Origin of the sequence: Pseudoalteromonas marina, from assembly GCF_000238335.3 — a bacterium.
GTDB classification, from domain to species: domain Bacteria; phylum Pseudomonadota; class Gammaproteobacteria; order Enterobacterales; family Alteromonadaceae; genus Pseudoalteromonas; species Pseudoalteromonas marina.
The window spans coordinates 1,133,431-1,158,373 of the sequence record NZ_AHCB03000005.1 but is presented as its reverse complement, the minus strand read 5'-3'; the positions used below and the strand labels follow the sequence as shown (position 1 = coordinate 1,158,373).

Genomic DNA, 24,943 nt, shown 5'->3' with positions numbered 1-24,943 from the left:
TTTCCTCTCTTTGAACGGTGGCTACATGGAGTAACTTATATTTTTAATCTTTGTATATGACGCTTTAACTATTTTGCTTAACTTTTAGCTTTTAGCGGCTTTTACCAATCTGTGTGAGTAAACAATTATTCAGATTGGTATAAATCAAATTTGGTTTGAATATTCGCTTGCGACGCACTTATATGGCGCTTCATTAGCATTTCGGCCAGTTCGCCGTCGTGGTTTTCAATCGCGTTAATAATGGCTAAGTGTTCGTCAAACGCTTTTGATACACGCGGCCCCACCATACCCATTTGCACGCGGTACATGCGTATTAATTGATACAGGTCGTTACAAAGCAAATGAATCAAATGCGCGTTTTTACTGCCTTTAATAATGCGATAATGAAAATCTAAATCGCCTGCCTCTTGGTAGTAAGACTCGCCTTCTTTAACGCGCTGCGTTTGTAAATGTTGATTAAGCAATTGCTTTAAGCCTTTAATTTCATCAGGCTCCATATTGTCGGCAGCTAATCTGCACGCCAAGCCCTCAAGCGAGCTGCGTACTTGGTAAACCTCAATTAAACGCTCAGCTGTTAGCGCTACAACACGGCAACCTACATTGGCTTTTCGCTCAACTAAATAACAGCTTTCAAGGCGGTTTAGCGCCTCACGCAATGTTGCGCGGCTTACGCCGTAGCGCTTTGCAAGCTCAGGCTCCGAAATTTTACTACCTTGGGCAATAGTGCCCTCAACAATCTCACGGCGCATATTTACAAATACCTGATCGGATGCTGTGGTAACGGGCGCTTCGTTTGAAAATGAGTCTGTCATAAGTTATTTTTTAGATTGTCGACAATTTGTATCGCCATAATGGGCGCATTAAAAAAACATGTCAACCCTAAAACCTAACATAAAGGCTAAAAAACAGCCTTATTGTCGACACTATTAGTCTAAAGTATGAACAAGATTGTTTATGAATACCTAAAAACCACAAAGTGTCGACAGCCCTATTTAATTAAACAGCGGGTTTTTATCACTGAAATTTAGTTATTTAAATGCTAAAATCGCGCTTTATTTTTAATGTACGAGCTAGCGCGTGAACGCCAATACTTTTATTCCTGAGCACTTTATCGACGACGTAAAAACCTACTTGCCTAACCATTTAAAGTTAGATGACTTTATAAATGCGTGTCGTCGCCCACTCAGAAAATCTATCCGCGTTAATACATTAAAAATAACCGTTGAAGACTTTATTAAAAAAGCCGAGCAAAAAAATTGGCAACTTACGCCAATTCCTTGGTGCAACGAAGGCTTTTGGCTAGAGCGCCCAAGTAATGAAGAACAAAACCTAGCCCTAGGTAATACCGATTTGCACCTAAGCGGCGCCATGTACGTGCAAGAGGCAAGTTCAATGCTGCCGCCTATTGCGCTTAAGCAAAGCATACAAACAAGCAACACCGTGCTTGATATGGCGTCGGCGCCGGGTTCTAAAACATCGCAGCTAGCAGCACTAATGAACAACCAAGGCGTGTTGGTAGCTAATGAGCTTTCGTCGTCGCGTTTAAAAGTATTGAGTGCCACTTTAAAACGTATGGGTGTGGGTAACTGTGCGCTTTCACACTTTGATGGCGTTATATTTGGTAACTACATGTATGAATGTTTCGATAGCATATTGCTAGACGCGCCCTGCTCTGGCGAAGGCACCGTGCGTAAAGACGCAGACGCATTAAAAAATTGGTCAATCGAATCAAATATTCAAATAGCCCAAGTACAAAAAGACTTAATAAAAAGCGCATTTTACGCGTTAAAACCTGGCGGCACGCTTGTTTATTCAACCTGTACGCTCACCCCGCTCGAAAACCAACAAGTATGCGAATATTTGCTTGAAGAATTTGGCGAGTGTATAGCACCCGAGTCCCTTAGCGATTTATTTCCGGGGGCCGATAAAGCAACAACGGCCGAAGGCTATTTGCATGTATGGCCGCAAACCTACAACAGCGAAGGCTTTTTTATTGCTAAGTTTAAAAAGCACGCAAGTTGTAACAACCCAAACCAAACAGTTAAAAAAGGCGCATTTCCGTTTGTTGAGTTTGATAAAAAACCAACAACCGCATTTATGAGCGAGCTTAAAAAACACTTTGGTTTAACAAACTTACCCGGCACATTAATGCAGCGCGACAAAGAACTGTGGTTATTCCCGCAGGGATTTGATGCAATTCAAAACAAAATTAAATACGCACGCTTAGGTATTCAAATAGGTATTATTCATAAAAATGGCGTAAGGCTAACCCACGAGTTTGCTACAGTTTTAGGCAATGCGTGTAAAACCAATACGTATGCGCTAAATGGCGAACAAGCAAACGACTACTTTAATGGTAAAGATGTTCGATTAGCCGAGCCTACAAAAGAGCTAGGCGAAGTGGTATTAACTTTATGCGGCTGCCCCATTGGGCTAGGTAAATGGCAAAAAAATAAGATCAAAAACTCACTACCGCGCGATCTTGTGCAAAATACCCAGTTAATAAACTGGGAGTAAACATACTTAAATAACGTATAAAATGTGTACAACACAGTTAAGTATTTGTATTAACTACAGTATAAAAAATGCACTAAAAATATGTAATTTTAAGAGCTTTGACTATACTTAAAACACTTTCAACTTCTCCCTATGAATTAGAAAGTTTTTGTTAGCGCAAGGCTCAAAAGAGCCCGTTATAGCCCAGAGTTTCCCTAAATCACTCTGGGCATTTTTTTGTCTGCTTAAATACACCAGTGAAATGAAATAGAAATTCACAAAGAGGTTGAAAGACGCTTCGCTTTAGAGAAGTGATCTAGTGATAAAGGTATGAAAGCATGATTAGTGTTTTAATGTCTTCTCATTTGCTCCTCATTTACTTCTCTTTGTGCAAATGGTTTTAATTAACATTTCACAAAGAAGCTAAGAGACGCTGCGCTTTAGAGAAGTAATCTAATGATAAAGTAAGGAAAGCATTATTGGTGTTTTTATGTCTTCTCATTTGCTCCTCATTTACTTCTCTTTGTGCAATCACGTTTAGTAAATTTTTCACAAAGAGGAGTAAATGAGCAAACATAAACCAAAAACAGCTTAAAATTAATCTTTCCCTCTTTGTGAATAAGTCACCTTATGGGCTTTGCACATCACGCAGGCAAGCTTCGCGTCTACAAGTTAAACGCGAAACCTGTTTAATTTAAAACACATACATAGTTATTTTTTATGCAGCGCCTCTATTCGTGCAAGTAGGCTTGAAGTATCGTATCGGCCGCCACCAAGTGCTTGTACATCTGCGTAGTATTGGTCGACCGTTGCAGTCATTGGCAACGTCGCACCATTGTTTTTAGCTTCATCAAGCGCAATGCCTAAATCTTTGCGCATCCAATCTACGGCAAAACCAAACTCGTACTCACCTGCCCACATTGTTTTGTAGCGGTTTTCCATTTGCCACGATCCTGCAGCGCCTTTTGATATGGTTTCAATTACTTTTTCACCGTCAAGGCCTGCTTGCTTAGCAAAATGTAATCCCTCGGCTAAACCCTGTACAACACCGGCAATACAAATTTGATTAACCATTTTACAAAGCTGGCCCGAGCCTACGCCGCCTAACAATTGGCTAAAACGGCTAAACGCCGCCATTACAGGCTGTACTTTTGCAAATACGGCTTCATTGCCACCAGCCATTACCGTTAAAACGCCATTTTCTGCACCGGCTTGTCCGCCGGACACTGGCGCATCGATAAAGTCAATATTTTGCAGCGCCGCTTTTGCAGCTACTTCGCGGGCAACTTCTGCAGAGGTTGTTGTGTGATCAACTAATATGGTGTGCGGTAACATACCCGCCAAAACGCCATTGTCACCATAAACTACAGAACGTAAATCGTCGTCGTTACCCACACACATAAACACAATATCAGCGCCTTGAGCAGCTTCGCGTGGGGTATCTGCAACGCTTCCTTTGTATTGTTCAGCCCAACTTTGCGCCTTTGATTGCGTACGATTAAATACACATACGCTATGCCCTTTATTGGCTAAATGCCCCGCCATTGGGTAACCCATTACGCCTAAACCTATAAATGCGACTTTCATTGACATAAAAATGACCTATTTAACTGCTAACTTAGAAACTAGGTCCCGATTATGTCAACCGGCCAACAAAAAAGCGAATGAAAGTCTTTGTAAAATTTCCACCAATTGGAAATTAAGTAGGTAACCAATGGATAGTATTTATCAGTTTAATGCACCACTTTATAACAGTGAGAATTTTTCTTTAAGCGAGTTAAAAGGCAAAACCGTACTCATTGTCAATACAGCCAGTAAATGTAGTTTTTCAATGCAATTAAATGCTCTAGAAAAGCTATACCAAGAGTACAAGGATCGTGGCTTTACGGTACTTGCATTCCCATGTAACCAATTTGGACAAAACGAGCCACTTGATAATTTAGCTATCAGAGATTTTTACCAAATGCAGTTTGGTGTTTCGTTTAAAGTATTTGGTAAAGTTATGGTAAATGGCCCAGACGCTCACCCTTTATTTAGCTATTTAAAATGCCATACCCGCGGTATTTCACAAAACCGTGCAGTGAAATGGAATTTCACAAAGTTTTTAATTAACTCACAGGGGCAATTAGTCGCACGCTATGCACCGCGTACTAAACCTGAAACACTTAAACAGGTTATCGAAACACACCTACAGAAAGCCGTTGAACCAAGTGACATAAAAGCAACACCCATTATGTCTGCTTTAAATAGGCGCACAGCGCTGTAAATAAAAAGTAATCGCTACTTGAGCACATGGCAGTAACGTAGTTTAATTTAAACAGGTTAACTATTTTAAACGCACCAAATTGTTGGAGCCACACCATGAACATTGCTTTTTTTAGCGCACAAAAGTACGAAAAACCTTTTTTTGAACAGAGTATTGCAACTCATAATAACTTAGCAATAACCTATTTTGAGCAGTCGCTTAACGAGCAAACTGCGGTGTTAGCAAGCAATTACAATTCAGTGTGTGTATTTGTAAACGATACAGTTAATGCTCAAGTTATAAGGCTATTAGCAGCCCAAGGTGTAAATACTATATTACTGCGCTGTGCCGGTTTTAATAATGTTGATTTAGATGCGGCAAAAGCACATAACATTCATGTTTTGCGTGTACCAGCATACAGTCCCGAAGCCGTAGCTGAGCATTGTATTGCGCTTATGCTTACACTGAGCCGAAAAACACATAAAGCTTACAACCGCGTGCGCGAAGACAACTTTGATCTAAACGGGTTACTTGGATTTAACTTGCATAACAAAACAGTGGGCATTATTGGGTGCGGAAAAATTGGCTTAGCACTGTGTAATATACTCAATGGATTTGGCGCAAACGTTTTAGTGTGCGACCCAAATGCAATACCGGGTAACTACTCCATTACCGACCTAAACACGTTACTTACCCAAAGCGATATTATTTCGCTGCATTGCCCACTAAACGAGCAAACCCATCATTTAATCGATGAACATGCTTTTGCTAAAATGAAGCCCGGCGTTATGCTTATCAACACCTCACGTGGTGCATTACTCGACAGCAAAGCCTGCATACAAGCACTTAAAACACAAAAACTAGGTTACTTAGGACTAGATGTATACGAGCAAGAATCCGAACTGTTTTTTAAAAACCACAGCGACGAAATAAACCAAGACGATATATTTTCCCGTTTAGTTGGTTTTAAAAATGTCCTGATCACCGGGCATCAAGGCTTTTTTACTCAAGAAGCGCTCAACGAAATAGCAAACACCACCATTACAAATGCTCTTGAGGTTGAACAGAGTAAACCGCTTACTAACTCCGTTTTTAAAAATTAACATTTATAGCCATTTACACTTGCCAAAATATGCATTGCAGTGGTATCAATTAGTTATATTTAATGGCTTTTTTAGCAGGTGTTTAAATGGAAAAAACAGCGTTATTCATAGATGCAGAAAATATAAGCCATAAATATATAGAGCAAATAATAGCTAAGTTTGAACATATTGAGGTTAAAAAAGCATATGGCAACTTTGGGTCTGTGCAGCTAAAACCTTGGGTGAATATATGCTCGCGCTTTGCTATAGAAATGGTGTACCAAGAAAAACTCGTAAAATCGAAAAGTAATGCTGCCGATATTGCGTTAACTGTCGGGGTTATGGAGTCATTGTATGTCTCGCCGATTGACACTTTTGCAATCGCTTCATCTGATTCTGACTTTGCGGCGCTAGTGCACTTTTTAAGACGAAATGGTAAAAAAGTAATAGGGTTTGGTAATAATACAGCGAGTGCTAAACACTATTTTGATGATTTTTATATTTTAGGTAAACAAAACACCATACCTAAAGTAAAAAATAAAAGTATTGCCTCTGTTGATACCTACCATTTAGCACTTGTGAAAGAAGCCGTTGAGAACACACAACATGCAAAAACTGGACTCTCTGAAACAGTGGATGTTGGTACCTATCTTCATCGAATATTCAACATTACAAAAAAGCAGCTAGGCGTAAGTAAGCTATATCAATATTTTAAATATCACGATCAGCATTTTAAAATGCAAAAAGCCCCCGACGGAGGCTTTTTAGTCTCGTTGCATTAAGTTATTAACCAAACGCGACGTTTGCAAACACCAAGGTCATTAATATTGGGCATACAAAACGAATATACTGGGCAAACCAAAAATGCGCGCCGGTGCTAGCTTGGTGTAACTTATTACCTCGTTTGAACATCCAGCCAACCGTTATAAAATAAAACAACCCCATTAACGGGAGTTGGTACTGAGTAAACACCATAATAACTAAACCAAATAACCAATCGAAGTTTACTATAATTGCACTCGCACATATTAAAACCACTAAGCTTACCAACCACGTGGCTTTAGATCGGTTTACATTGTGGTTTTCAACTAAAAACGCAACCGGAATTTCAGTAGACGAAATAGTCGAGGTCACAGACGCTATCGACATCAAAACAAAAAACAATAAACCAACCAGTAACCCTATTTCTCCCATGGTATTAAATAGCTCAGGTAAAATGGCAAATATAAGCTGCCCTTCACCTATTAATTTACCGCCACTAAACACCTCAACACCATTATGCTGTGCAACATAAATAGCCGGAATAATAAGTAAACCAGCTAAAAATGCAACGCTCGTATCAAGTAATGCAACACTTGCCGTTAGTTTTGGTAAATTGGCATCAGGCTGTAAATACGAGCCGTAAATCATCATACAACCCACCCCTAACGACAACGAAAAGAACGCTTGTCCCATAGCGGCAATAATTAAATTTGGATCGAGTATTTGGCTAAAGTTAGGCATTAAATACGCTGCAAAACCTTCGCTTGCGCCATCCAAAGTGGCTATATAAGCAATTAGCGCAACAAGTAACACCAATAGCATAGGCATAAGTCGGCGCGACCAGGTTTCAATACCCGATTTAACACCCTTTAAAATAATGCAGGCCGTTAAAATAAGCATTAATGGTGTAAATACAAAATTACGGGCTTGCGAGTCACTGTGTAAAAACTCGCTCACACTGTGTAAACCAACAAACGTTGTAACAGGCTCAATTGCGTACGACAGCATCCACCCTGCCACAATTGAATAAAAACTCAACATGACTACAGCGCCCGCCAGGCCAATATAGCCCGCAGCTGCACCTATTTTACGGTTGCTATCTTGCCATGCGTTACCCAGCGCTTTTACCGGATTTGCTTGTGCGTTATGGCCTAAATAAAGCTCGGTATATAGCGCCGGTAAAGCCAATAAAAAGATAACCAGAAAATAGACGAGTAAAAATGCTCCACCGCCATGATTAGCAGCTTGTGTAGGAAATCCCCAAATATTACCCAAACCCACTGCCGCGCCAGCAGCGGCTAAAACAAAACCAAGTCGGCTTTGAAACCCATCACGCATTTGTGCCATACATCTACAAATCTGTTATTATTTTGATTGTTGTGAATTAAACCATATTTAATGCCAGCTGAGTAATAAAATTGTATTCAGCCTTTGTTTGTCGCGTTAACTGCTCACAATAACAACGACTTTTTACTTTTTGAGCTGATATGACCGCACATTTTTTTAATAACGCCTTAACCATAACGCCAACAGATTTTGCCAATTTACCTAAAGGCAAAAGTACCGTTTTGTTGTTCGACGCTAATACACTTAGTTTGGCTAATTACAACTTGGCGAGCTTACTCAGCGAATTTGAATTAACCGTTATTAACCGCCGTAAAAACCAAATAGCTAAAAAAGAATATGTAGCAAGCCGTTTACTTTTAAAACTGCTTGTAAAATCTACCCTCCCTGAATTTTCAAATGTGCCATTAAATGCCATTAACACAAGCTTTAACCAATCCACAGCTAAATTAGAGCTGCATATTAACGAGTGCGTTATTAATACGTGTATATCGCACTCTCATGGTTTTGTTGGGGTTGCTTTAAATTTAGAAATCGAGACGTTTGGCTTCGACCTTGAAAAAATTAGCTTAACGCGCCCGTTTGAAAAACTAGCCAAGCATTTTTACCACTCAGACGAAGTGACGTTAATTACGTCGCAACCTAATACTCAAAGCCAGGCCAACACCTTTTTTAGAATATGGACATTGAAAGAATCATTAGCTAAAGCAACTAGCCGCCCTATTGCGAAATTACTTAGTCCCAACGTATTTAACGAATTAACCTTAGTAAGCTTTGCCGCAAGCAGCCAAGTAGTAAACACGCAAACAGAGACGTTTGATTTAACCTTAGTGCATAAAAAAAGCACCGACTGGCGGTGCTTTTTGTTAACCGATGTCTCGCTTATACCAATCCGCTAAATTAAGTGATCTATTTTGAGGATAGATAAACGTGTTGATAGCTAGGCAAAAAATTCGTTATTTAGTTGTTCTAAATGAGAATTTTTTAACGCAGATAGCGACACTTTTAGCCCCTAAAAATGATTAAGTATTATCACGAATTAGTATTGCTGGTTAAGCTTCTAACAAACGGCTATGAATAGCCTGAACCACATTATCAGATTCACTTTGTTCGACTAAAAAGCATAGGTTGTGCTTACTTGCTCCATGACAAATTAAGCGAATATTAAAGTCACTTAATACCTGCATTAAGTTCATTTCGTGTTGGCGAAGTTGAATCTCAGAGCCAATAAGTGCCACCAGTGTTAAGTTGTTTTCAACCGATACATGGCAAAATTCAGCAAGCTTATCTAAACACGCTTGGTCGAGCTCTGGGCGCGACGCGTTAGGTGCATTATCAAGCGTTATTGCTACACTAATTTCAGACGTAGTTACCAAATCAACCGATATATTAAACTCGCTTAAAATAGTAAATACACGGGCTAAAAAGCCACTAGCCAATAGCATTTCAGGGCTTTTAAGGGTGAGCAAAATTTGATTTTTACGCTGGGTTACCGCGCGAATTCCTGGCTGCTGCGATTTTTCACGCTCTATCCACGTACCACCACGTTCAGGCTCGCGGCTTGATCCAACAAACACATTAATATGACTACGGCTAGCGGGTAAAATAGTAGCTGGATGCAATACCTTTGCACCAAAGGTAGCCATTTCAGCGGCTTCATCAAAGCTTAAGCGAGCAATGGGCGATGCCTTTACACATAATCGCGGATCGGTACTAAAAATACCCACAACATCAGTCCAAATATGTACGCTTTTGGCGTTTATTGCCTCAGCAAGTAAAGCGGCACTGTAGTCAGACCCACCACGGCCAAGCGTTGTTGTTTGTCCAAATTCGTCACTGCCAACAAAACCTTGGGTTACAATAACTTGGTCATCTAACAGTGGGATCAAATATTCTTTAGCAGCTTGTGCAGTTGCGCTTACATTTGGCGTTGCTTTTCCAAACTGACTATCTGTTTTAAGTACTTGGCGTACATCAAAGCGATCGGCATTTAACCCTTTTAAACGCAGCACTTGCGCAAATAAATACGACGATAAACGCTCACCAAAGCTAAGTAACTCATCGTGCTGCTGATCAGTTGTCAGTGTTTCAAGCGCTAGCGTTTGAAATGCTTTTAACGTTTCGTTAAAACCTACTGCTAAATCGGCATCAAGCGATAACTCATCTAAAATAGCCTGTTGAATGGCTAGCACGCCGTCAATGTGTTCTTGGCGCTGCTGTGGGGTGATGCTTGATTTACACAGTGCAACCAAATGATTAGTTACGCCGGCACTGGCGCTCACAGCGACAATACGCACGCTTTTATCGGCAACAATAATTTCGCTACAACGACTCATCGCATCAAAGTTAGCCACACTGGTTCCGCCAAATTTGGCAACGATGTAATCTGATTTAACGTCCGATACTGTTTGCGGCACTGATTGGGTAGTCATTTAGTCTCCTTTTGCGGTATCCAAACCGCGATAAAACAAGAAGAACTTGGCAAGTGAATGCTTGAAGGTAAATCCACTGCCAGAAGCTCTCCACCTAGATTGGTGACAGTTTTGAGGATTCAGCCCCATAAACCGAAAAACAACATCGACGTAACGTTGGTTTTCTCGGCGAGTACTTCCCTCTTTAATGGTTATGGGCGTTCGTCACCTACCATTAAATACCTAAGTATCGCACCTCTTCTGAATGTTGTATTAACCAATGGCTAATAAAACAAAACCCCACTATAAAGTGGGGTTTGAAAGTTAACGTTTAGACGTCTAGCTGTCAAGCGTTTTAATGCGGTTTGTTAAGCAAAACTTAAACAAACCCGCCCATGTAATAAGCGCCCGCATAACCCACGGTATAACTTACTAACAAATAGAGCGACAAACGTAAGTAACTCATAAATGTTAGCTCTTTTACTTTACTCATAGCAATAATACCCGCAGCCGATCCAATAATTAGCATAGATCCGCCAACACCGGTTGCATAAGTAAACGATAACCAATCTTGCTGGCTCATTACTATATTCGCTTTTAGTAAAGCAGCAGTGAGCGGTACGTTATCAACCCCAGCCGATAAAATACCCATTAAGTAGTTAGCGTACTGTGGCGCCATAACGGTGTAAAGGTCGGTAAACTTACTTAGCATTCCAATCTCTTTTAATGCACCTACCAATAATAAAACCCCGACGAAAAACAGTAAGGTGTCGTATTCTATGTCGCGTACGTAGTCGATAATGTTTTTGTTTATGTCTTTTTTGCGCATTAAAAATTGCGCCACTAAAAACATGATTGATAAACCACATAAAAAAGTTAATAAAGGCGGTACACTGTAAATTACACTTAGCGCAAGTATACTTATTACTGTAGATACAAAAATAACTGCTATGGTGATGTCGGTTTTTTCTATGCGTTTTTTTCCAGACTTTGAAAAGGTTACATCCCCTTTCATGCCAATACTTAGCATTGCTGCTAACAGCATAACGCTAATAAATGCAGGCGCAATAAGCAGTAATAAGTTAGCAATGGTTACCTTGCCATCTAAAAATATCATTAAGGTTGTTACGTCACCGGTAATTAACGACACACCACCGGAGTTAACACCAAACACAATAAGTGTGGCATATTTTATAAGCTTTTTAGGCGGTAGTTTTAACGACATAACTACAGCAAGCGATATTAACGTAGCCGTTACGTTGTCTGAAACCGACGAAAACAAAAAGGCAAATACCCCAACCAAAAACATCAGCTTGCGTTCGCTAATACTTGTTGGCATTACTCTGTGCACAATATTTTCGATAAACCCTTTTGAGTTTAAATAAGCAACAAAGGTCATGGCGGCCATTAAAAACAACCACAGCGATGCTATCTCTAAAATATTTTCGTTAAGGAGTTCTTGTACTTGCTCTGGGCTTTGCCCATGCAAAGGGAAAATAAACAGGAGGATCCAGCAAAGCGTGCCAAAAAAAAGCGTGGTTTTAGCTTTATTTACATGGATGATATCTTCTATAACAATCAATAAAAATCCGATCGCTATCAGGGTTAGAATAATCGTGGAAACCATGGGTATTAAATAACCTTTGATATTGTTTTAAAGAACACACGTAAAGTCCCTCTCGACGTGCCTATTTTCGGCGCGAATGTTAGCACTGCGGCTATACAAAAACTATTATTAAATAGTCTTAAAAACGAATACCATATACAGGCTAGATTAATTAGAATACGTAATAATGAGACGCTTCTAAATTCTCAATAATAAATTACTAGGATGTTGTAACACCTTATGATCCCAGCTAAAAAGCGACTAAATACCCTTAGCGAACATTGGGCAGTTTTAGAGCTATTATTTAAACGTTTTAAAATGGCCGACTTTAGCCTAAAAGACGTGCAAAATGCGATAAAACAAAAACAACCCACGTGGAACAACGAGCGCATTTACAAAGAAACAAACCGTTTGCTCAATCAAGATATTTTAATTCCACTGGCTAAATCATCACAGCTTGAAATTAACCGTGCAATTACTGACTTTGCTACTTTTTTACTGCAAGAAGAACATTTGGGCTTAGCACAAGAAATTAGCGTGTTAGTAGACGATCTTGCCCGTTTAGGTAATCGTTTAGATAACGCTGGTAGCATGGAAGACTTTGACGATTTACGCCGATTTAGCCGTATTATGGATGATCGGGTACGTAAAATAATGAAACTTTACGCGCACAACGAAAACGCCATTTTAAATATTGTTGAACAAGCTAAATCAAACAATGCGGTGCAATCACTACAAAAACGCTACAAATCAGTAATCGAAGCCTTTGATGAATACATAGAGCCCATGCTTGAAATGGTCGATATTAGGGGCGATTTTCATGCCTGCTTTACAATAATAGAGCAGCAAATCAGTAAACAAATCGAATTTATTGAACGCTCTGGTAAAGCATACACCGACAAACGCATGCTAGAACAGCTACGAACTCGCATACTCGAAATGAACCTAATGGGCAGAGAGAGTTTACGTAAAAGTGCCGATATGCTCATGCCCCTGCGCGAAGAGCTACGCCGAAATAACTTAGTTACACGCCAAGCGGCCAAAGTGCTCGGCCTTGTGCGTAAAAATGGCGTAGATAACATGCTAAGCGCTGTACAACCTAATTTTGTAACCGACTCTCAGCGTTATTCGCTTGGACAACAACGCCATATTGTCGCGTATATGGCAAGCTTGGTAGAATTTGAACATGAAGAGTATCAACTTCCCGAACAACAAGATGTACCGGCATTTGTAACGCCTAACATTCCTGACTACAACGATGTAAAAACAAGCTTTGCTAAACGCTTTAACAAAAAACGTAAAAAACCACAGCCGCTGCTGCAGTTTTTAGATGAAAGCTACCCCGACTTAGACGCCGACGAAATGCTCTTTTTATATCAAAAATTAGTCAGTGATAGCGACATTGAAATTAGTCAAAGCGATGAAAAAGCCCGAGTTAAAATTGCCGGCCAACACTTTTCACTTTACCCATTTAATTCTCAGGCATCAGATTCAGCAACTCAGCCTAATACTGAGGCAGATAAGTAATTACCATGACACATATAAACCTAGAAGAACTCACTCACCTGCAAGCAATCAATAAAAAATTAACTGCGGGTTACCACATTTGCGAACAAGACAACGTTATGTGGCAAGAACTCGACCAACACATTGAATCTTACAGCGCACTATTTACCGCATTAGGCCATGATTTAAAACACGATAGCCGTGGCTTTTACTATTTTGCCAGCGACGAAAGTACGCCAAATATGGGTAAAATATCGCGCGCTATCGCACTCACCATTTACATTTTAATTGAGCACTATGCCAATACAGGTAAAGACCCAATGCGCGCCCTGTTTGATGAAGTAAACGATTTAGAGCTGATGCAAACCTTAGTGCAAATAAATAAGCACTTATTTGATCAGCTTGAGATATTTTCGGGCTCAGATTTACGAAAAGATGTTTACCTACGTATGGTTCGTTTAGGCCTTGCCCGTGAAGTAGAAGGCGGCTTTATGCTACAAGCCCCTATTCACCGCTACATTGATGCATTAATGGAAGTAAACGAAGAAACCTACATGACGGAGGACGAGGAATGAACAACTTATACGGACTGAGTAAACTCGCCCTACTTAATACCGCAGGTTATGCAAAGTGTGTGATCCCGCTTGATAAAAGCAGCTCTATTTGTGCGCCAAATAATACCGGTAAAAGCTCGGTTATTAACGCCCTACAATTTCCGCTTATAAACGATTTGCGCCTAACCGAATGGGACGGGCACGATTTAGATGAAACCCGTAAGTTTTATTTCTCATCAGATCAATCGTACATTTTACTTGAAGCCAACCTCCCTCATGGCTCGGTGGTTATTGGTGTAGCGGGTCTGGGTAAAATAGCCGGTTACGCGCACCAATACTTTTGTTATCAGGGCAAGCTCGATTTAGAACAGTACACGCAAGGTAATACCATAATTAAATTTACCAAGCTGTTTAATCATTTAAAGTCGCTTAATTACAATCCTATTGAGCTAAAAGCACAAGAGCTAAACGCTCTGCTTACGGGCGGCGCAACGCCCTTTGACGGCGACATTAATTTAAAAATGATCCCGCTTAATAACGTGCAAGACTCCGCTATTTATAAAGAAATTTTTAGACGTATTCTTAACTTGCATAAATTGGGCGCAAGCGATGTTAAACGCTTTATGCTACGTGTGTTTGAGCGCCATATGTCAAACTCAAAGGTTGATTTTTACGAAGTATGGCGTCGCTCGTTTGACAAAGTAAACCGGGCTAAGCGCGAATTAAAAGCCCTTGAATCAATGCAAGAGCCAATAAACGCACTTGAATCAATGCTTGAAAATCAAACCGTACTTAAAGGTAAATTAGCAGCGTACGCGCCTAAAATTGACCAAGCACTCATTGACTTTGACACCTACCAAGAAGAGCAGCTTAATGAACTTGGTATAGCACTTGAAGACATTGAACACGAAAAACACGAATTTGAGCAAAAGCAAAGCCTATACGTACAGCAATCGCGCGATATAGAGCGCAAACAAACTCAAATTGAGCAATGGTTTTTAGATTACAGCGCCCTTAAAAGCGAATTTGAACTGGTAAATAAAGCCACAATTAAAACCAGCCTTGGCCAACTTAAGCAAGACTACGAGTCGCTTTCGCACTCTATTACCAGCGCGCAAGGGCAAAGCCTACACACGCTTGATTACCGTATTAGCGAAACGCAAAAACAAATTAAAAGCTTAAAACTGCAGCTTAAAAACTTGGAGTTTAATTTGTTCACCCGTATGCGCGAAGACCTATCGCTTAAAGAAGTGGAAGAAATATCACGCATTTTAAACCCCGACCTTCTCTCGTTTGCCACCACCACTAATGGCGATATAACCATTGATGACGAAGATGCCTTTGGGGAATTTTTATCATTATTAAGCGATAACGTTAAAGGCGGTGTGCTTACTTTGCCAGGCGCAAGTATTAAACTTAAAAAGCTTTCGCCAGTACAAATGCAAAGCGGCGAAAACAAAGAGCAATTAACCGCGCAGTTAAGTGCGCTTGAACACGCGTTAAAAGAGTTTAAACAACAGCGCGAAGTGGCAGCCAATGTTGCCGATAAACAAAAAGAAAAAGACGCACTTTACGATGAACTAATGAGTCTGGAGGGAGCACTAAAACGTTTAGAGCAATTTGAAGTAATGCAGCAGTCGGTAGACGCGCAAGCCATGCTAAAAGAGCAGTTATTAGCAGAGCGCGAACAAGTTGACGATTACCTGCAAGACATTCAAAAAAATAGTGGCTCAATTGCAGACAGGCGCTCGTTAATTAAATCTAAGCAAGAACAAATTAATCGCCAAACCGAGCGCCTTCGCCAAGTTAAAAGTGAGCGAATTGACCACACGCTTGATTTATACAGCGGTAAAGTAACCCCGTACATGATTGATATAACAGTCGACTTTGATAACCTAAGCGACTTAGTACATCACTTTAATAAAGACTGCCAAGAGCTACGCAACTTTGACATAAACGTACGTAATACCTATTTGCACGTATATAACGCGGGCATTACTAAGTTCGATAACGAAACCGACGAATTTACTAAATACCAAAAGTTGATTAGCGCATTTCATAACCTTGATAACGAACGCGATGCGGTTGAGCGCCAAGGCCGTGTAGCTCTGACCGAAGTAGCCGCCACGATTAAAGGCTTGCGTGAAGACTTAGACCGCCTTCGCCGCGAAATGAATAGCTTTAATAAAGGCATAAGCCAGCACCGTATTTCTAACCTTCAAGCGTTTAAAATTAACGTAATACCACGCAAAATGCTGGTTGATAGTATCGATACTATTATCAGCACGTCGCATCAGTTTGAGCAAGGCGACACCCTTGATTTATTAAGCCAAGAACCTTACAGCGAAAGCGCGGTAAACGAAGCAAAAGATCACCTAATAAAACTCGCCTCAGACAAAGCAGGCCTGACATTAACTGACTTGTTCGATATTCGTTTTGAAGTGGTAAACCGCGCTGGCGAAACCGAACACTTTGAAAAAATAGACTCAGCCGGCTCAAATGGCACACGTATTACTATTAAGTTATTGTGTGGCATGTTGTTTATTCGTTACTTATTAAGCGATCAGGAACAAAACCTGTACCGTATACCTATTTATATTGATGAAGCGGCTGACATTGACCCGCAAAACCAAAAAGCAATTATAGAAACCGCATTAAGCTTTGGCTTTGTGCCTATATTTGCCTCAGTTAAGCCGCAAATAAGTTGTGACTACATTGTGCCTATTCGTTCGGTAAAAGATGGCGCACAAAACTGGGTAGATGAAAAAGATTGGATAGAAGTAGAGCATTAAATTTTTGAGTGGCTAATTAGTATTAATTAGTCATTCATATTCATCACACTAAACTAATTTTTAGAACCTTTTAATAATACACATTTATATAAGGTGTGTTATTTTAAGGTAATGCATTTTATTGGAGCAAACGTAATGAAAAATATACTTATTGTTGCAGCACTAGCACTACTTAGCGCTTGTACTCAAACCCCTGATTGGGATTACGATAAATCAGCTAACTTTAGTAATTTTAAAACATTTGCTTGGGTAGAAAACGCGAGTTTAACTAAAGACACCAACAACTACCAAATTAACGGTTTAATGGAAAAACGTGTGCGTACTGCGGTAAATAATGAGCTTACAAACACCCTTGGTATGACATTAGTAGATCCAGCCCAAGCTGATGTACTAGTTAACTACCATGCGTCGGTAGATAAAGAATTAGAAGTAGATACATTTAATACTGGTTACAGTAACCGTTGGGGTTACTGGGGTACTGGTTTTCAACGAGACACAACAGCGCGTGAATACGAAGTGGGTACATTGGTTATCGATATTGTAGACAGTGCATCTAATCAGCTAATATGGCGCGGTGCTAAAGAAGGCCGTTTAAAGAAAAAACAATCGCCAGAGCAACGCGAAGCGTCAATTAAAAAAACAGTCGCAAATATTTTAAGCAACTTCCCGCCGCAAAAGCAGCAGTAATTTTAAAGTTAGTTTTAAAGTTAGTTTTAAAGAGCTCACAGTATGTGAGCTTTTTTGTTAACAAAGGACTCATACCTTGGCATTTTTAAAGTACTTTACAGTCACTCTACTCGCTTTTTTTGCTGCGCTCCCCGCACATGCGGAAAATTTAAAATTAACTCCGGGTTTGTGGCAAGGCATTTACAAAAATAATTTTGAATACAATGTACTGGAAATAAAAGAAAACGGAGAACACCGTTTAATCATTGCAAATATCGCCAGTGCATTTCATAGAAATAAATCAATTGCGTTTAATAATAACGATATTAAATGCAGTCGCCTTAATTGCACTATTACACTTATTAGCCCTAATAAAGAACATCTGCAATTTACATTAATTTTAAGCCGTTTTTTAGATAATTCATTTGAGGTATTAGAAATTTATTCTAATGCAGAAGATAATTTTGTCATGTCAAAAACTTACCGGTTGGAAAAACAAGAACGGCAATCTACCGTTCATACATTTATAGATAAATACCGCTCTAAAATAGATAAGTTAGCAACAATAGAAAAGTCAGGCTTATATGGTTTTTGGATAGGATTATTAAATTTAGACGGCAATCAGAAACTCGCAAGTATTGAATTTCATCCCAATAAAGAGTCATATTTCAATTATTTTATAAGTGATGGCATAGTCAGTACCACGTTTATGCCACAAGATATTAAAGAAAAAGACAACGTACTGGAAATCACGACCAGCAATCCACTCTTCGCAAATAAACTAATTATTCATAAAGACAACCGAGAACTCAAAGGCTATATGTATTCAAACCACAAAGGTACAACACTTCAAACTGGCTCATTTAAATTGTATCGCTTTGAAAGGCCTGAGTGACCTATAATCCAAGTATAATTCTATGACAATTTATACTTATACAATAAATTTAATGGTATATGGCAGTAATCATCTGGGTGGTTACTTAATCGGTCTTGATGCTCTGAATCGCTTGGTACGTAATTGGTTAACTGCTCCACCTTTACCGCAATTTTATCGGCATCGCTGCGCTTATTTATATAATTGCTTGCTGCGTCTAGATGACTTAGGTTTTTGCTGTAAATGCCTGTACGGTATTTGGGGCCTTCATCTGCCCCTTGCTTATTAATACTATAGGGGTCAATAATTTCAAAAAAATAGTCAAACAGTTGATTGAGTGAAACAACACTTGAGTCAAACGTTACTTTTACACACTCGGCATAACCATCGTATTCTCCTTGCGTGGTATTACTTGCGCCGTTTGCACGCCCTGCTTGCGTTGTTATAACGCCGGGTAAATGCTTCATAAATTCTTGCACGCCCCATAAGCAGCCGCCGGCAAAATAAAGTGTATTGTGTTGCTGAACTGTCATCGTTTATCTAACTCAATAAAGTTAATTAAAATACATATGTATTGTAACGCGTTAATTATACAAATGATTATCAAATGCAGATTTTTATAATTACTGTACAATAGCGCACAAAATTGCACTGACTAAGTTAAGCTAGCCAACCCGCTTTATATAGTTTTTATTAGTGCCCAAACACATTATGAGATACACCATGAATCGCACTGAGCATTTTATATTTTCTGCACTGCTGTGCAGCGTTACGCCTTTTTCTTATGCGCAAGCTACAAGCAACACCGAAACAGCAATAGAACAAATTACTGTTGAGGCATCGGCCACGGCAAATAAATTACCTGTTGGGACCTTTGACTCCCCCGTCTCTAATTTAGAATACGACCCTCGTGTTGATTTACAATCACGTAATATGGCAGAAGCCCAAGCTGATGTAACAATCCGTGGTGGTATTTTCGAAAACACAGGGTTTAGAGTCGGCAGTGCTACCCTACTCGACCCTCAAACAGGTCATTACGTTGCTGAGCTCCCAATTGCACCGCAAATGCTAACTGGACCTTACATTTTAACCGGAGCCGACAATGCCTTAAACGGTATGAACAGCTCTGTGGGATCGATTTCGTTTGGTTTTAAACCCATCACAACTGGTGGCAATGTCTCTGTTGGTACCGGTACAAACAACTTTAACTTACAAAGTATTTACGCAGGAATAAGCACCGATGTCGACGATGCTAAAAATTGGCAGGTTGGCTTTGAGGGCGAATATTCTCATTCACAAAGTGACGGCTCAATAGAAAACGGCGATCACGATTTTAATCGCGCCTCTGCGCGCATACAGTTAATAGGTGCGGATTCGCAAACCGATGTGCTGTATGGCTCACAAGACAAGTTTTTTGGTTGGCCAAATATGTACACACCATTTGGCGTAAACGAAACTGAAGAACTAGAAACCCGCTTACTCATGCTTAACCACCAGCAAAATTACGCAGATAATAGCCATTTTGAGGTGTCGGCCTATTACAGAAAACACAACGACCATTATGTATTTTCTCGTGAGAATCCAAGCGCCTTTGAAGCATTTCATGAAACTAAAGTAAAATCGATTGCGGTATCAGGAAGCCATGCACAAAACACCGCGTTTGCTGTAAATTATTCAGCGCAATATATTGAAGATGAAATAGAGTCGACCACACTTGAGAATAATTTTACCTCACGCACTTATTACAAACTGAGCGTATTACCTGAATATAAAATCGACCTTAAACAAAACCAGCTATTAACACTTCGCCTAGGTGCGGCTTTTGACGACACAAACCGAGATGACTCTGAGTTTTCGCTCATTGGCGATATTTCACTAAACACTCAAAACAGTGATGGCTCTGAGCAAACCGTTTACTTATCGTATGCGCAAGCGAGCCAAGTTGCAGGTTACACCGCTATTGGTGGCAGTGATCAAGGCGGGTTATTTAGAAGTAATTACAACCTTGAGCGCGAAACAACTAAAAACCTAGAGCTTGGCTATTTAATGCAAGAACAAACCTGGCAACTTAATTCAGCAGTTTTCTACCGAGAGGATAACAACCTAACCGATTGGACTTTTAGTTTTGACTCTAGCTCTGCCCGCTTTGCTAATCCGGTAGACATAGACGCCACCGGCGTTGAATTTTTTGCGACTAAGTATTTTGATACAACCGAGCTCATTGCAAGCTACACCTACTTAAATAAGTCAGAAAACTATGGTGATGCAGATATCGACGCCAGTTTTTACGCGTTAAATTTTCCTGATCACCGTGTTACCTTAGGTGCAATTTGGACACCAAACGACCTAATAGAAATGAGGATTGATAACGAGTGGCGTAAACAGCACGAAAACGCACTGCGCAGTGGCAAAGACACCGCATTATTTACGCAATTGTCGCTAAAAATTACGCCAACCGTTATTAATAATTTATTTATTACGTTAGCTGCAGACAATGTATGGGATGAATCGTTTGAAGAAATACCCGGCACACCTGGTCGCGGCGAGCAATATACCTTAAGTGCAACGTATAGTTGGTAATAAATAAAGCCGGCGTTTACAAACTCAATGTATATTTTGGTTTGTAAACGCTGTGTTTGTTTATATAAAAACGTCTTTTAGGCAAACTATTGCACAAATAGAAATGAGTGAGGAGTAAATTAGATAAACGTAAATCAGCCAATGCTGTAAATTAATCTTTCCTCTAAAGGCGCAGCGCCTCTTACCCTTTTTTATGAATTTTTCACTTTATGAGCTTCAACCAATAAAAGTAGCGCGTTTTATATAACGCAAAGCTAAAAAACGCACAAAGAGAAGCGAATGAGGAGTAAATGAGATAAACGTAATCAGCCAATGCTTTTAATTAATCTGCACTAGCTCATATCTTATCTTAAAGTTTAATGGAATAGATTTAGACTTCATTTGACAGAGAGCGATAAGCGGTCGTTAACAGTTACTTTTGAATTTCGTCAAAGTATATTGCTTCCATAGTCAGGAAAACGACCTAATCGCTCGTTTTTGTCCTTAAGTACAAACCAGAACTACTATATTTTGCTAGTGCTGGCAAATAGTTAAGAAGTTTGTTACAAATGAGTAATTCAGACAAACGAGCGACGCTGTGGTAGAAGAACGCGCGATTCGCTCGCTATAAACATGTTAGGTACACAGGTCTAGCTATGAGACTTATTTTTCTATTATGTGTTATTTTGGTTGCTGGTTGTTCTATTGGAAACAGACCTTGGGCAGAATACCAAAATGACAAAGTTGGTCGCAAAGCGCCATTTTTAGATCCAACTCGTTATGGTGATGCTGGTGATTTAATAAGAGCCGATTACTTAATTTCTGGAGATGGGTTTACTCACACATCTAAAAACAAAGACGGTTATATTTTACAGCATTGGTTTATTAGCGAGGTATTACCTACTGCCCCCAATAAGGAATGGGTTGGCAAGTGCAAAGTATTTTATATTGTTGATCCTAAAACTAACATTATCATTAGCTGGGATTATGACGATGGTTCTAACCCAGAAAGCTGTAGGGTTTGGCTTTAAAGCAAGGTGTACCTAACAAGTGGTTTAAGAAGGTCTCGTAATAGCTTGCTCGAGCCTTCGGCAAACATTTTAGCAAGCTAAACTCGCCTCTTAACCAGGCGTTATACAGGTTTTAAGCATCATGCGTGAATTTAACTCATTAAGTTTTTACTGCCCTGTGTGTAGAGCTATAGGTATAGGTTACATATCAGAGAGTTATGATATTGAAAGCTTAAAAGAAAAAACAAAAAATGTAATCCATAAATGCTTGGAGTGTGACAACTTTGTAGTAGAAAAAGGAATAAATACTTTAAGCGGAAATGGACTTTCACTTTCCGACGCAAAGAGTTTAATACCAGATAATCTGTTTCATTACACATCAATTGAAACAGCGTTGTTAATTCTAAAGAATAAAACAATAAGGTTTACCAGATTAGATAAAGTAAACGACCCGTTGGAAGTTTATACTTCTGATTTAGGCACTAAGCCACAGGAGTATAGTTTTGCATCCTGCTGGACGTATGAAAAAGAAGAGTCTTTGTTTCATTGGGGGCGATATACGAGTGATGGGGGTTGTCGATTAACATTTCCGACCAATATGTTCAAAGGAATGAATGGTGTAAATATATCAGGAAGTGACTTGTCCACCAAATACCAAAAAGATAGCTTTATTGATGTAAATAAGATGAAAGATTTTCTTAATTATATCAGGTTAAGTGAAAAATTAAGCATAGAAATAGAAACGTCTATGCAAGGAATTAAGCTTGAGAAAAGGTTGTTAAGTAATTTCATCTATGGCCCTGCCTATGTAGGATATCCCAATTTTGATTATCATAATCACCATGCGGTGATTAATAATGGAAGGTTTGATTTGAAAATGCTGGGATTAACTAAAAGTATACATTGGAAAGGTGAAAAAGAAGTAAGATTTAGGATATTTGCTACAGAGTCTGACGCAGACTATCTTTCTCCTAATGACTTTACAGATACTCCATTTCACCAAACGGATAAAATTGTTAATCAATATATTGATGCCCCTCTCGATGATACAACGTTAGATAAAGTAGCCATCATGAAGGGCCCTAAAACGTCAGACGAAGAATGGAAAATGCTTGTTGATTTTTGCTTAGAGAACTACCCAAATATATCTTTATCAAAAAGCGAAATTAAAATTACGTAACTTAGCACTACATTAGTTACCTGTATAACAAATCAATTATGGCATGGACGCAAAAACGCATGGCTTGCGCTCATTCTTCGCCAAGTATAGCCATGCATTTGTGCGCCCCATATTGAGGCGTTAGGTAAATAGGAGTTGTCGGAGTATATGGAAATTAAAGAGTATACAGCAATCATCGCTATTGGTTTATCATCAATTAGCTTCGTTTTTTCACTTTTCACTTTCATGAGTTCGCGTAAAGATAAGAAAGACGAACAAAGAAAAGAAATTTTTAACCTTATCATTGAGGCTAGTCTAACGTGTAAGTCTGCAAAATCTTCTTTGATTAAATTAGAGAGACAACTTAGTCTTCACTTCCCAGAAGAAGAAGTAGGTTTTACTACTGAAACTCAATTGATAGAAAACTTGGAATTAGGTATAAACGATGCAATAACACAAATTAAAGAAGAAAAAAAACCTAGTGAAGAGATATATTTTTTATCCAAGCAATTAGTCGCTTCAATTGATAACATGCATAAATCTGTGCAAGATAAAATCGCAAAATATGATGCAGGGTAAATTTACCTAACAAGTCACTCAAAAGGACTATGCTCCTCACCCGTTTTAGTGGACACCTCCTCATCACTTTGAGGAGGCTAACATGCCTAGATATACCCAACCCAGAAAGACATGGTTTTACCCCGTTAATTTCAAAATCAAAGCAGTCGAACTAAGCTTACGAGACGATGTCATGTCAAAGGACGTTGCCGAGGCGCTGGATATTCATCCGTTAATGCTTAGTCGTTGGCGAAAAGAATATCGAGAAGGTAAGTTTAAAAACACGCCGCGCTATCAAAGCAACAACAAAACAATGAGTAAACTCCCAACAAAAAAAGAGCTGGATAACATTCAAAAGCTTAAGAAAGAAAATGAGCGTCTCAAGCAGGAGAATGACCTGCTAAAAAAGTGGCAACGGTATCTGGCGGAAGTACATCAGAACGATTTGGATTCATCCAAAAGTTCGGACAAGCCTTAGGCGTCAAATACTTGTGTTCTTGGCTTAATGTGTCGCGTAGTGGGTTTTATGCTTGGCGTGAGCGTACAGTGTCAGCTAGAGCGCTGTCAGATGCTAATTTGTTGCTGAAGATAAAACACGTCTTCAATGTCAATCATCAAACCTATGGTAGCCCACGCGTATTTCATGCGCTAAAAAAAGAAGGTGTTAACACAAGCCAAAAACGTGTTGCCCGCTTAATGCGAGAAAACGGTTTAAGAGCTAGGGCGCTTAAGACTTACAGCAAACCGGCGAAGGTTAAGTTCTTTTATAAAGAGATAGAAAATAAACGCAAAGGTAGTGAAAAGGCCACGGCAATCAACCAACAGTGGTCTGGCGATATTACGTATTTAAAAGTCGGTGCTCGTTGGCATTACCTTGCAGTGGTTATCGACTTATATTCACGTCGAGTAATCGGCTGGGCGTTTGGTAAAAACAAAACAACGGAGCTTACGTTAAAGGCGCTAAGGCTTGCGATAAAAAAACGACAGCCAACAGAAAGTGTATTATTTCACACTGACCGAGGTGCAGAATACCGTGCTCACGTTGTACAAAAGTATTTGGCTAGCAAAAACATCAAAGCCAGTATGAATAGGCCTGGGTGCTGTACTGACAACGCAGAAGTCGAGTCGTTCTTTCATTCGCTTAAAGCAGATTTAATTCGAGGAAATAAATTTGAGAGCAGCGGTAAACTATTATCAAAATTAAAGGTTTACCTAAATTATTTTTACAATAGACAGCGATTGCATTCGAGTTTAGGATATAAATCACCTGCCGAGTTTGAATCGGCAGTTAATTAAAACGTGGACGGTGTCCACTTTAT

Annotated in this window: 21 protein-coding genes and 1 riboswitch; of the genes, 15 read left to right on the top strand and 6 right to left on the bottom strand. The window is 39.5% G+C overall.

Annotated elements, in window-relative coordinates:
• Window positions 1–125 precede the first annotated feature (125 nt).
• Window positions 126–812 (bottom strand): GntR family transcriptional regulator, encoded by a 687-nt coding sequence (locus PMAN_RS05445; protein ID WP_010556308.1) that lies wholly within the window; start codon window positions 810–812, stop codon window positions 126–128.
• 265 nt (window positions 813–1,077) lie between these two features.
• Between PMAN_RS05445 and rsmF the strand changes: the two genes are divergently transcribed.
• Window positions 1,078–2,517, top strand: coding sequence for a 16S rRNA (cytosine(1407)-C(5))-methyltransferase RsmF (gene rsmF, locus PMAN_RS05440; protein ID WP_010556307.1), 1,440 nt, complete (start codon window positions 1,078–1,080; stop codon window positions 2,515–2,517).
• 690 nt (window positions 2,518–3,207) lie between these two features.
• Here rsmF and PMAN_RS05435 read toward each other — a convergent pair.
• Window positions 3,208–4,089: an NAD(P)-dependent oxidoreductase gene (locus PMAN_RS05435; protein WP_198434402.1), complete on the bottom strand. Its 882-nt coding sequence runs from the start codon at window positions 4,087–4,089 to the stop codon at window positions 3,208–3,210.
• A gap of 121 nt (window positions 4,090–4,210) precedes the next feature.
• Between PMAN_RS05435 and PMAN_RS05430 the strand changes: the two genes are divergently transcribed.
• The 3 genes from PMAN_RS05430 to PMAN_RS05420 all read left to right on the top strand — a co-directional run bounded on the left by PMAN_RS05430 (window position 4,211) and on the right by PMAN_RS05420 (window position 6,605).
• The gene (locus tag PMAN_RS05430) at window positions 4,211–4,762 is read left to right on the top strand and encodes a glutathione peroxidase (protein ID WP_010556305.1); all 552 of its coding nucleotides are present in this window, start codon (window positions 4,211–4,213) and stop codon (window positions 4,760–4,762) included.
• 95 nt (window positions 4,763–4,857) lie between these two features.
• Window positions 4,858–5,844: a 2-hydroxyacid dehydrogenase gene (locus PMAN_RS05425; protein ID WP_008130847.1), complete on the top strand. Its 987-nt coding sequence runs from the start codon at window positions 4,858–4,860 to the stop codon at window positions 5,842–5,844.
• 86 nt (window positions 5,845–5,930) lie between these two features.
• Window positions 5,931–6,605 carry an NYN domain-containing protein gene (locus PMAN_RS05420; protein WP_010556304.1) on the top strand — a complete coding sequence of 225 codons (675 nt, stop codon included), beginning with the start codon at window positions 5,931–5,933 and terminating at the stop codon, window positions 6,603–6,605.
• A gap of 4 nt (window positions 6,606–6,609) precedes the next feature.
• Here PMAN_RS05420 and PMAN_RS05415 read toward each other — a convergent pair whose 3' ends face one another.
• A complete protein-coding gene (locus PMAN_RS05415; protein WP_010556303.1) occupies window positions 6,610–7,932 on the bottom strand; it encodes a sodium-dependent transporter in 1,323 nt (440 codons plus the stop codon).
• Between the two features lie 140 nt (window positions 7,933–8,072).
• Between PMAN_RS05415 and PMAN_RS05410 the strand changes: the two genes are divergently transcribed.
• Entirely contained in the window at window positions 8,073–8,828 is a 756-nt protein-coding gene (locus PMAN_RS05410) for a 4'-phosphopantetheinyl transferase family protein (RefSeq protein ID WP_010556302.1), read from the top strand.
• A 153-nt stretch (window positions 8,829–8,981) separates the two neighbouring features.
• On the opposite strand, the gene lysC is transcribed toward PMAN_RS05410, so the two are convergent.
• On the bottom strand, window positions 8,982–10,361 hold the full coding sequence (lysC, locus tag PMAN_RS05405) for a lysine-sensitive aspartokinase 3 (protein ID WP_010556301.1): 1,380 nt from the start codon (window positions 10,359–10,361) through the stop codon (window positions 8,982–8,984).
• Between the two features lie 75 nt (window positions 10,362–10,436).
• A riboswitch (Lysine riboswitch) is annotated at window positions 10,437–10,609 on the bottom strand.
• A 110-nt stretch (window positions 10,610–10,719) separates the two neighbouring features.
• Window positions 10,720–11,967, bottom strand: coding sequence for a sodium:proton antiporter NhaD (gene nhaD, locus PMAN_RS05400; RefSeq protein WP_033020049.1), 1,248 nt, complete (start codon window positions 11,965–11,967; stop codon window positions 10,720–10,722).
• Window positions 11,968–12,186: 219 nt separating this feature from the next.
• Here nhaD and PMAN_RS05395 point away from each other — a divergent pair, with 219 nt between their 5' ends.
• The 5 genes from PMAN_RS05395 to PMAN_RS05375 all read left to right on the top strand — a co-directional run bounded on the left by PMAN_RS05395 (window position 12,187) and on the right by PMAN_RS05375 (window position 18,359).
• Window positions 12,187–13,473, top strand: a complete 1,287-nt coding sequence (locus PMAN_RS05395) for a hypothetical protein (RefSeq protein ID WP_010556300.1) — start codon at window positions 12,187–12,189, stop codon at window positions 13,471–13,473.
• Between the two features lie 5 nt (window positions 13,474–13,478).
• Window positions 13,479–14,027: a condensin complex protein MksE gene (locus PMAN_RS05390; RefSeq protein WP_010556299.1), complete on the top strand. Its 549-nt coding sequence runs from the start codon at window positions 13,479–13,481 to the stop codon at window positions 14,025–14,027.
• Window positions 14,024–16,798, top strand: a complete 2,775-nt coding sequence (locus PMAN_RS05385) for an AAA family ATPase (protein WP_010556298.1) — start codon at window positions 14,024–14,026, stop codon at window positions 16,796–16,798. Before PMAN_RS05390 ends, PMAN_RS05385 begins: the two co-directional genes overlap by 4 nt.
• A gap of 135 nt (window positions 16,799–16,933) precedes the next feature.
• Window positions 16,934–17,485, top strand: coding sequence for a DUF4136 domain-containing protein (locus tag PMAN_RS05380; protein WP_008132113.1), 552 nt, complete (start codon window positions 16,934–16,936; stop codon window positions 17,483–17,485).
• Window positions 17,486–17,561: 76 nt separating this feature from the next.
• Window positions 17,562–18,359: a hypothetical protein gene (locus PMAN_RS05375; protein WP_010556296.1), complete on the top strand. Its 798-nt coding sequence runs from the start codon at window positions 17,562–17,564 to the stop codon at window positions 18,357–18,359.
• A 20-nt stretch (window positions 18,360–18,379) separates the two neighbouring features.
• Here PMAN_RS05375 and PMAN_RS05370 read toward each other — a convergent pair whose 3' ends face one another.
• Complete coding sequence (locus PMAN_RS05370) at window positions 18,380–18,871, bottom strand: peptide-methionine (S)-S-oxide reductase (protein WP_010556295.1); 492 nt, start codon at window positions 18,869–18,871, stop codon at window positions 18,380–18,382.
• 190 nt (window positions 18,872–19,061) lie between these two features.
• Here PMAN_RS05370 and PMAN_RS05365 point away from each other — a divergent pair, with 190 nt between their 5' ends.
• The 5 genes from PMAN_RS05365 (at window position 19,062) to PMAN_RS05345 (ending at window position 24,920) form a co-directional block, all read left to right on the top strand.
• Complete coding sequence (locus PMAN_RS05365; protein WP_010556294.1) at window positions 19,062–20,918, top strand: TonB-dependent receptor plug domain-containing protein; 1,857 nt, start codon at window positions 19,062–19,064, stop codon at window positions 20,916–20,918.
• A 635-nt stretch (window positions 20,919–21,553) separates the two neighbouring features.
• Window positions 21,554–21,928: a hypothetical protein gene (locus tag PMAN_RS05360; protein WP_010556293.1), complete on the top strand. Its 375-nt coding sequence runs from the start codon at window positions 21,554–21,556 to the stop codon at window positions 21,926–21,928.
• Between the two features lie 121 nt (window positions 21,929–22,049).
• On the top strand, window positions 22,050–23,087 hold the full coding sequence (locus PMAN_RS05355; RefSeq protein ID WP_010556292.1) for a hypothetical protein: 1,038 nt from the start codon (window positions 22,050–22,052) through the stop codon (window positions 23,085–23,087).
• 147 nt (window positions 23,088–23,234) lie between these two features.
• The gene (locus PMAN_RS05350; RefSeq protein WP_010556291.1) at window positions 23,235–23,645 is read left to right on the top strand and encodes a hypothetical protein; all 411 of its coding nucleotides are present in this window, start codon (window positions 23,235–23,237) and stop codon (window positions 23,643–23,645) included.
• Window positions 23,646–23,727: 82 nt separating this feature from the next.
• Window positions 23,728–24,920, top strand: a protein-coding gene (locus PMAN_RS05345; RefSeq protein WP_198434401.1) for an IS3 family transposase whose coding sequence is annotated in 2 segments (ribosomal slippage) — window positions 23,728–24,033 and window positions 24,036–24,920 — 1,191 coding nt in all. Because the reading frame shifts where the segments join, the coding sequence is not laid out codon by codon here.
• The last annotated feature ends 23 nt before the right edge of the window (window positions 24,921–24,943 follow it).

What these genes read in the sequence shown, in the direction of transcription:
- PMAN_RS05395 (WP_010556300.1), top strand. Translation starts at nt 12,187, where the DNA reads ATGATCCCAGCTAAAAAGCGACTAAATACCCTTAGCGAACATTGGGCA.
- PMAN_RS05365 (WP_010556294.1), top strand. Translation starts at nt 19,062, where the DNA reads ATGAATCGCACTGAGCATTTTATATTTTCTGCACTGCTGTGCAGCGTT.
- nhaD (WP_033020049.1), bottom strand. Translation starts at nt 11,967, where the DNA reads ATGGTTTCCACGATTATTCTAACCCTGATAGCGATCGGATTTTTATTG.
- PMAN_RS05435 (WP_198434402.1), bottom strand. Translation starts at nt 4,089, where the DNA reads ATGTCAATGAAAGTCGCATTTATAGGTTTAGGCGTAATGGGTTACCCA.
- PMAN_RS05425 (WP_008130847.1), top strand. Translation starts at nt 4,858, where the DNA reads ATGAACATTGCTTTTTTTAGCGCACAAAAGTACGAAAAACCTTTTTTT.
- PMAN_RS05430 (WP_010556305.1), top strand. Translation starts at nt 4,211, where the DNA reads ATGGATAGTATTTATCAGTTTAATGCACCACTTTATAACAGTGAGAAT.
- PMAN_RS05380 (WP_008132113.1), top strand. Translation starts at nt 16,934, where the DNA reads ATGAAAAATATACTTATTGTTGCAGCACTAGCACTACTTAGCGCTTGT.
- PMAN_RS05445 (WP_010556308.1), bottom strand. Translation starts at nt 812, where the DNA reads ATGACAGACTCATTTTCAAACGAAGCGCCCGTTACCACAGCATCCGAT.
- PMAN_RS05360 (WP_010556293.1), top strand. Translation starts at nt 21,554, where the DNA reads ATGAGACTTATTTTTCTATTATGTGTTATTTTGGTTGCTGGTTGTTCT.
- lysC (WP_010556301.1), bottom strand. Translation starts at nt 10,361, where the DNA reads ATGACTACCCAATCAGTGCCGCAAACAGTATCGGACGTTAAATCAGAT.
- PMAN_RS05390 (WP_010556299.1), top strand. Translation starts at nt 13,479, where the DNA reads ATGACACATATAAACCTAGAAGAACTCACTCACCTGCAAGCAATCAAT.
- PMAN_RS05385 (WP_010556298.1), top strand. Translation starts at nt 14,024, where the DNA reads ATGAACAACTTATACGGACTGAGTAAACTCGCCCTACTTAATACCGCA.
- PMAN_RS05355 (WP_010556292.1), top strand. Translation starts at nt 22,050, where the DNA reads ATGCGTGAATTTAACTCATTAAGTTTTTACTGCCCTGTGTGTAGAGCT.
- PMAN_RS05415 (WP_010556303.1), bottom strand. Translation starts at nt 7,932, where the DNA reads ATGGCACAAATGCGTGATGGGTTTCAAAGCCGACTTGGTTTTGTTTTA.
- PMAN_RS05410 (WP_010556302.1), top strand. Translation starts at nt 8,073, where the DNA reads ATGACCGCACATTTTTTTAATAACGCCTTAACCATAACGCCAACAGAT.
- PMAN_RS05350 (WP_010556291.1), top strand. Translation starts at nt 23,235, where the DNA reads ATGGAAATTAAAGAGTATACAGCAATCATCGCTATTGGTTTATCATCA.
- PMAN_RS05420 (WP_010556304.1), top strand. Translation starts at nt 5,931, where the DNA reads ATGGAAAAAACAGCGTTATTCATAGATGCAGAAAATATAAGCCATAAA.
- PMAN_RS05370 (WP_010556295.1), bottom strand. Translation starts at nt 18,871, where the DNA reads ATGACAGTTCAGCAACACAATACACTTTATTTTGCCGGCGGCTGCTTA.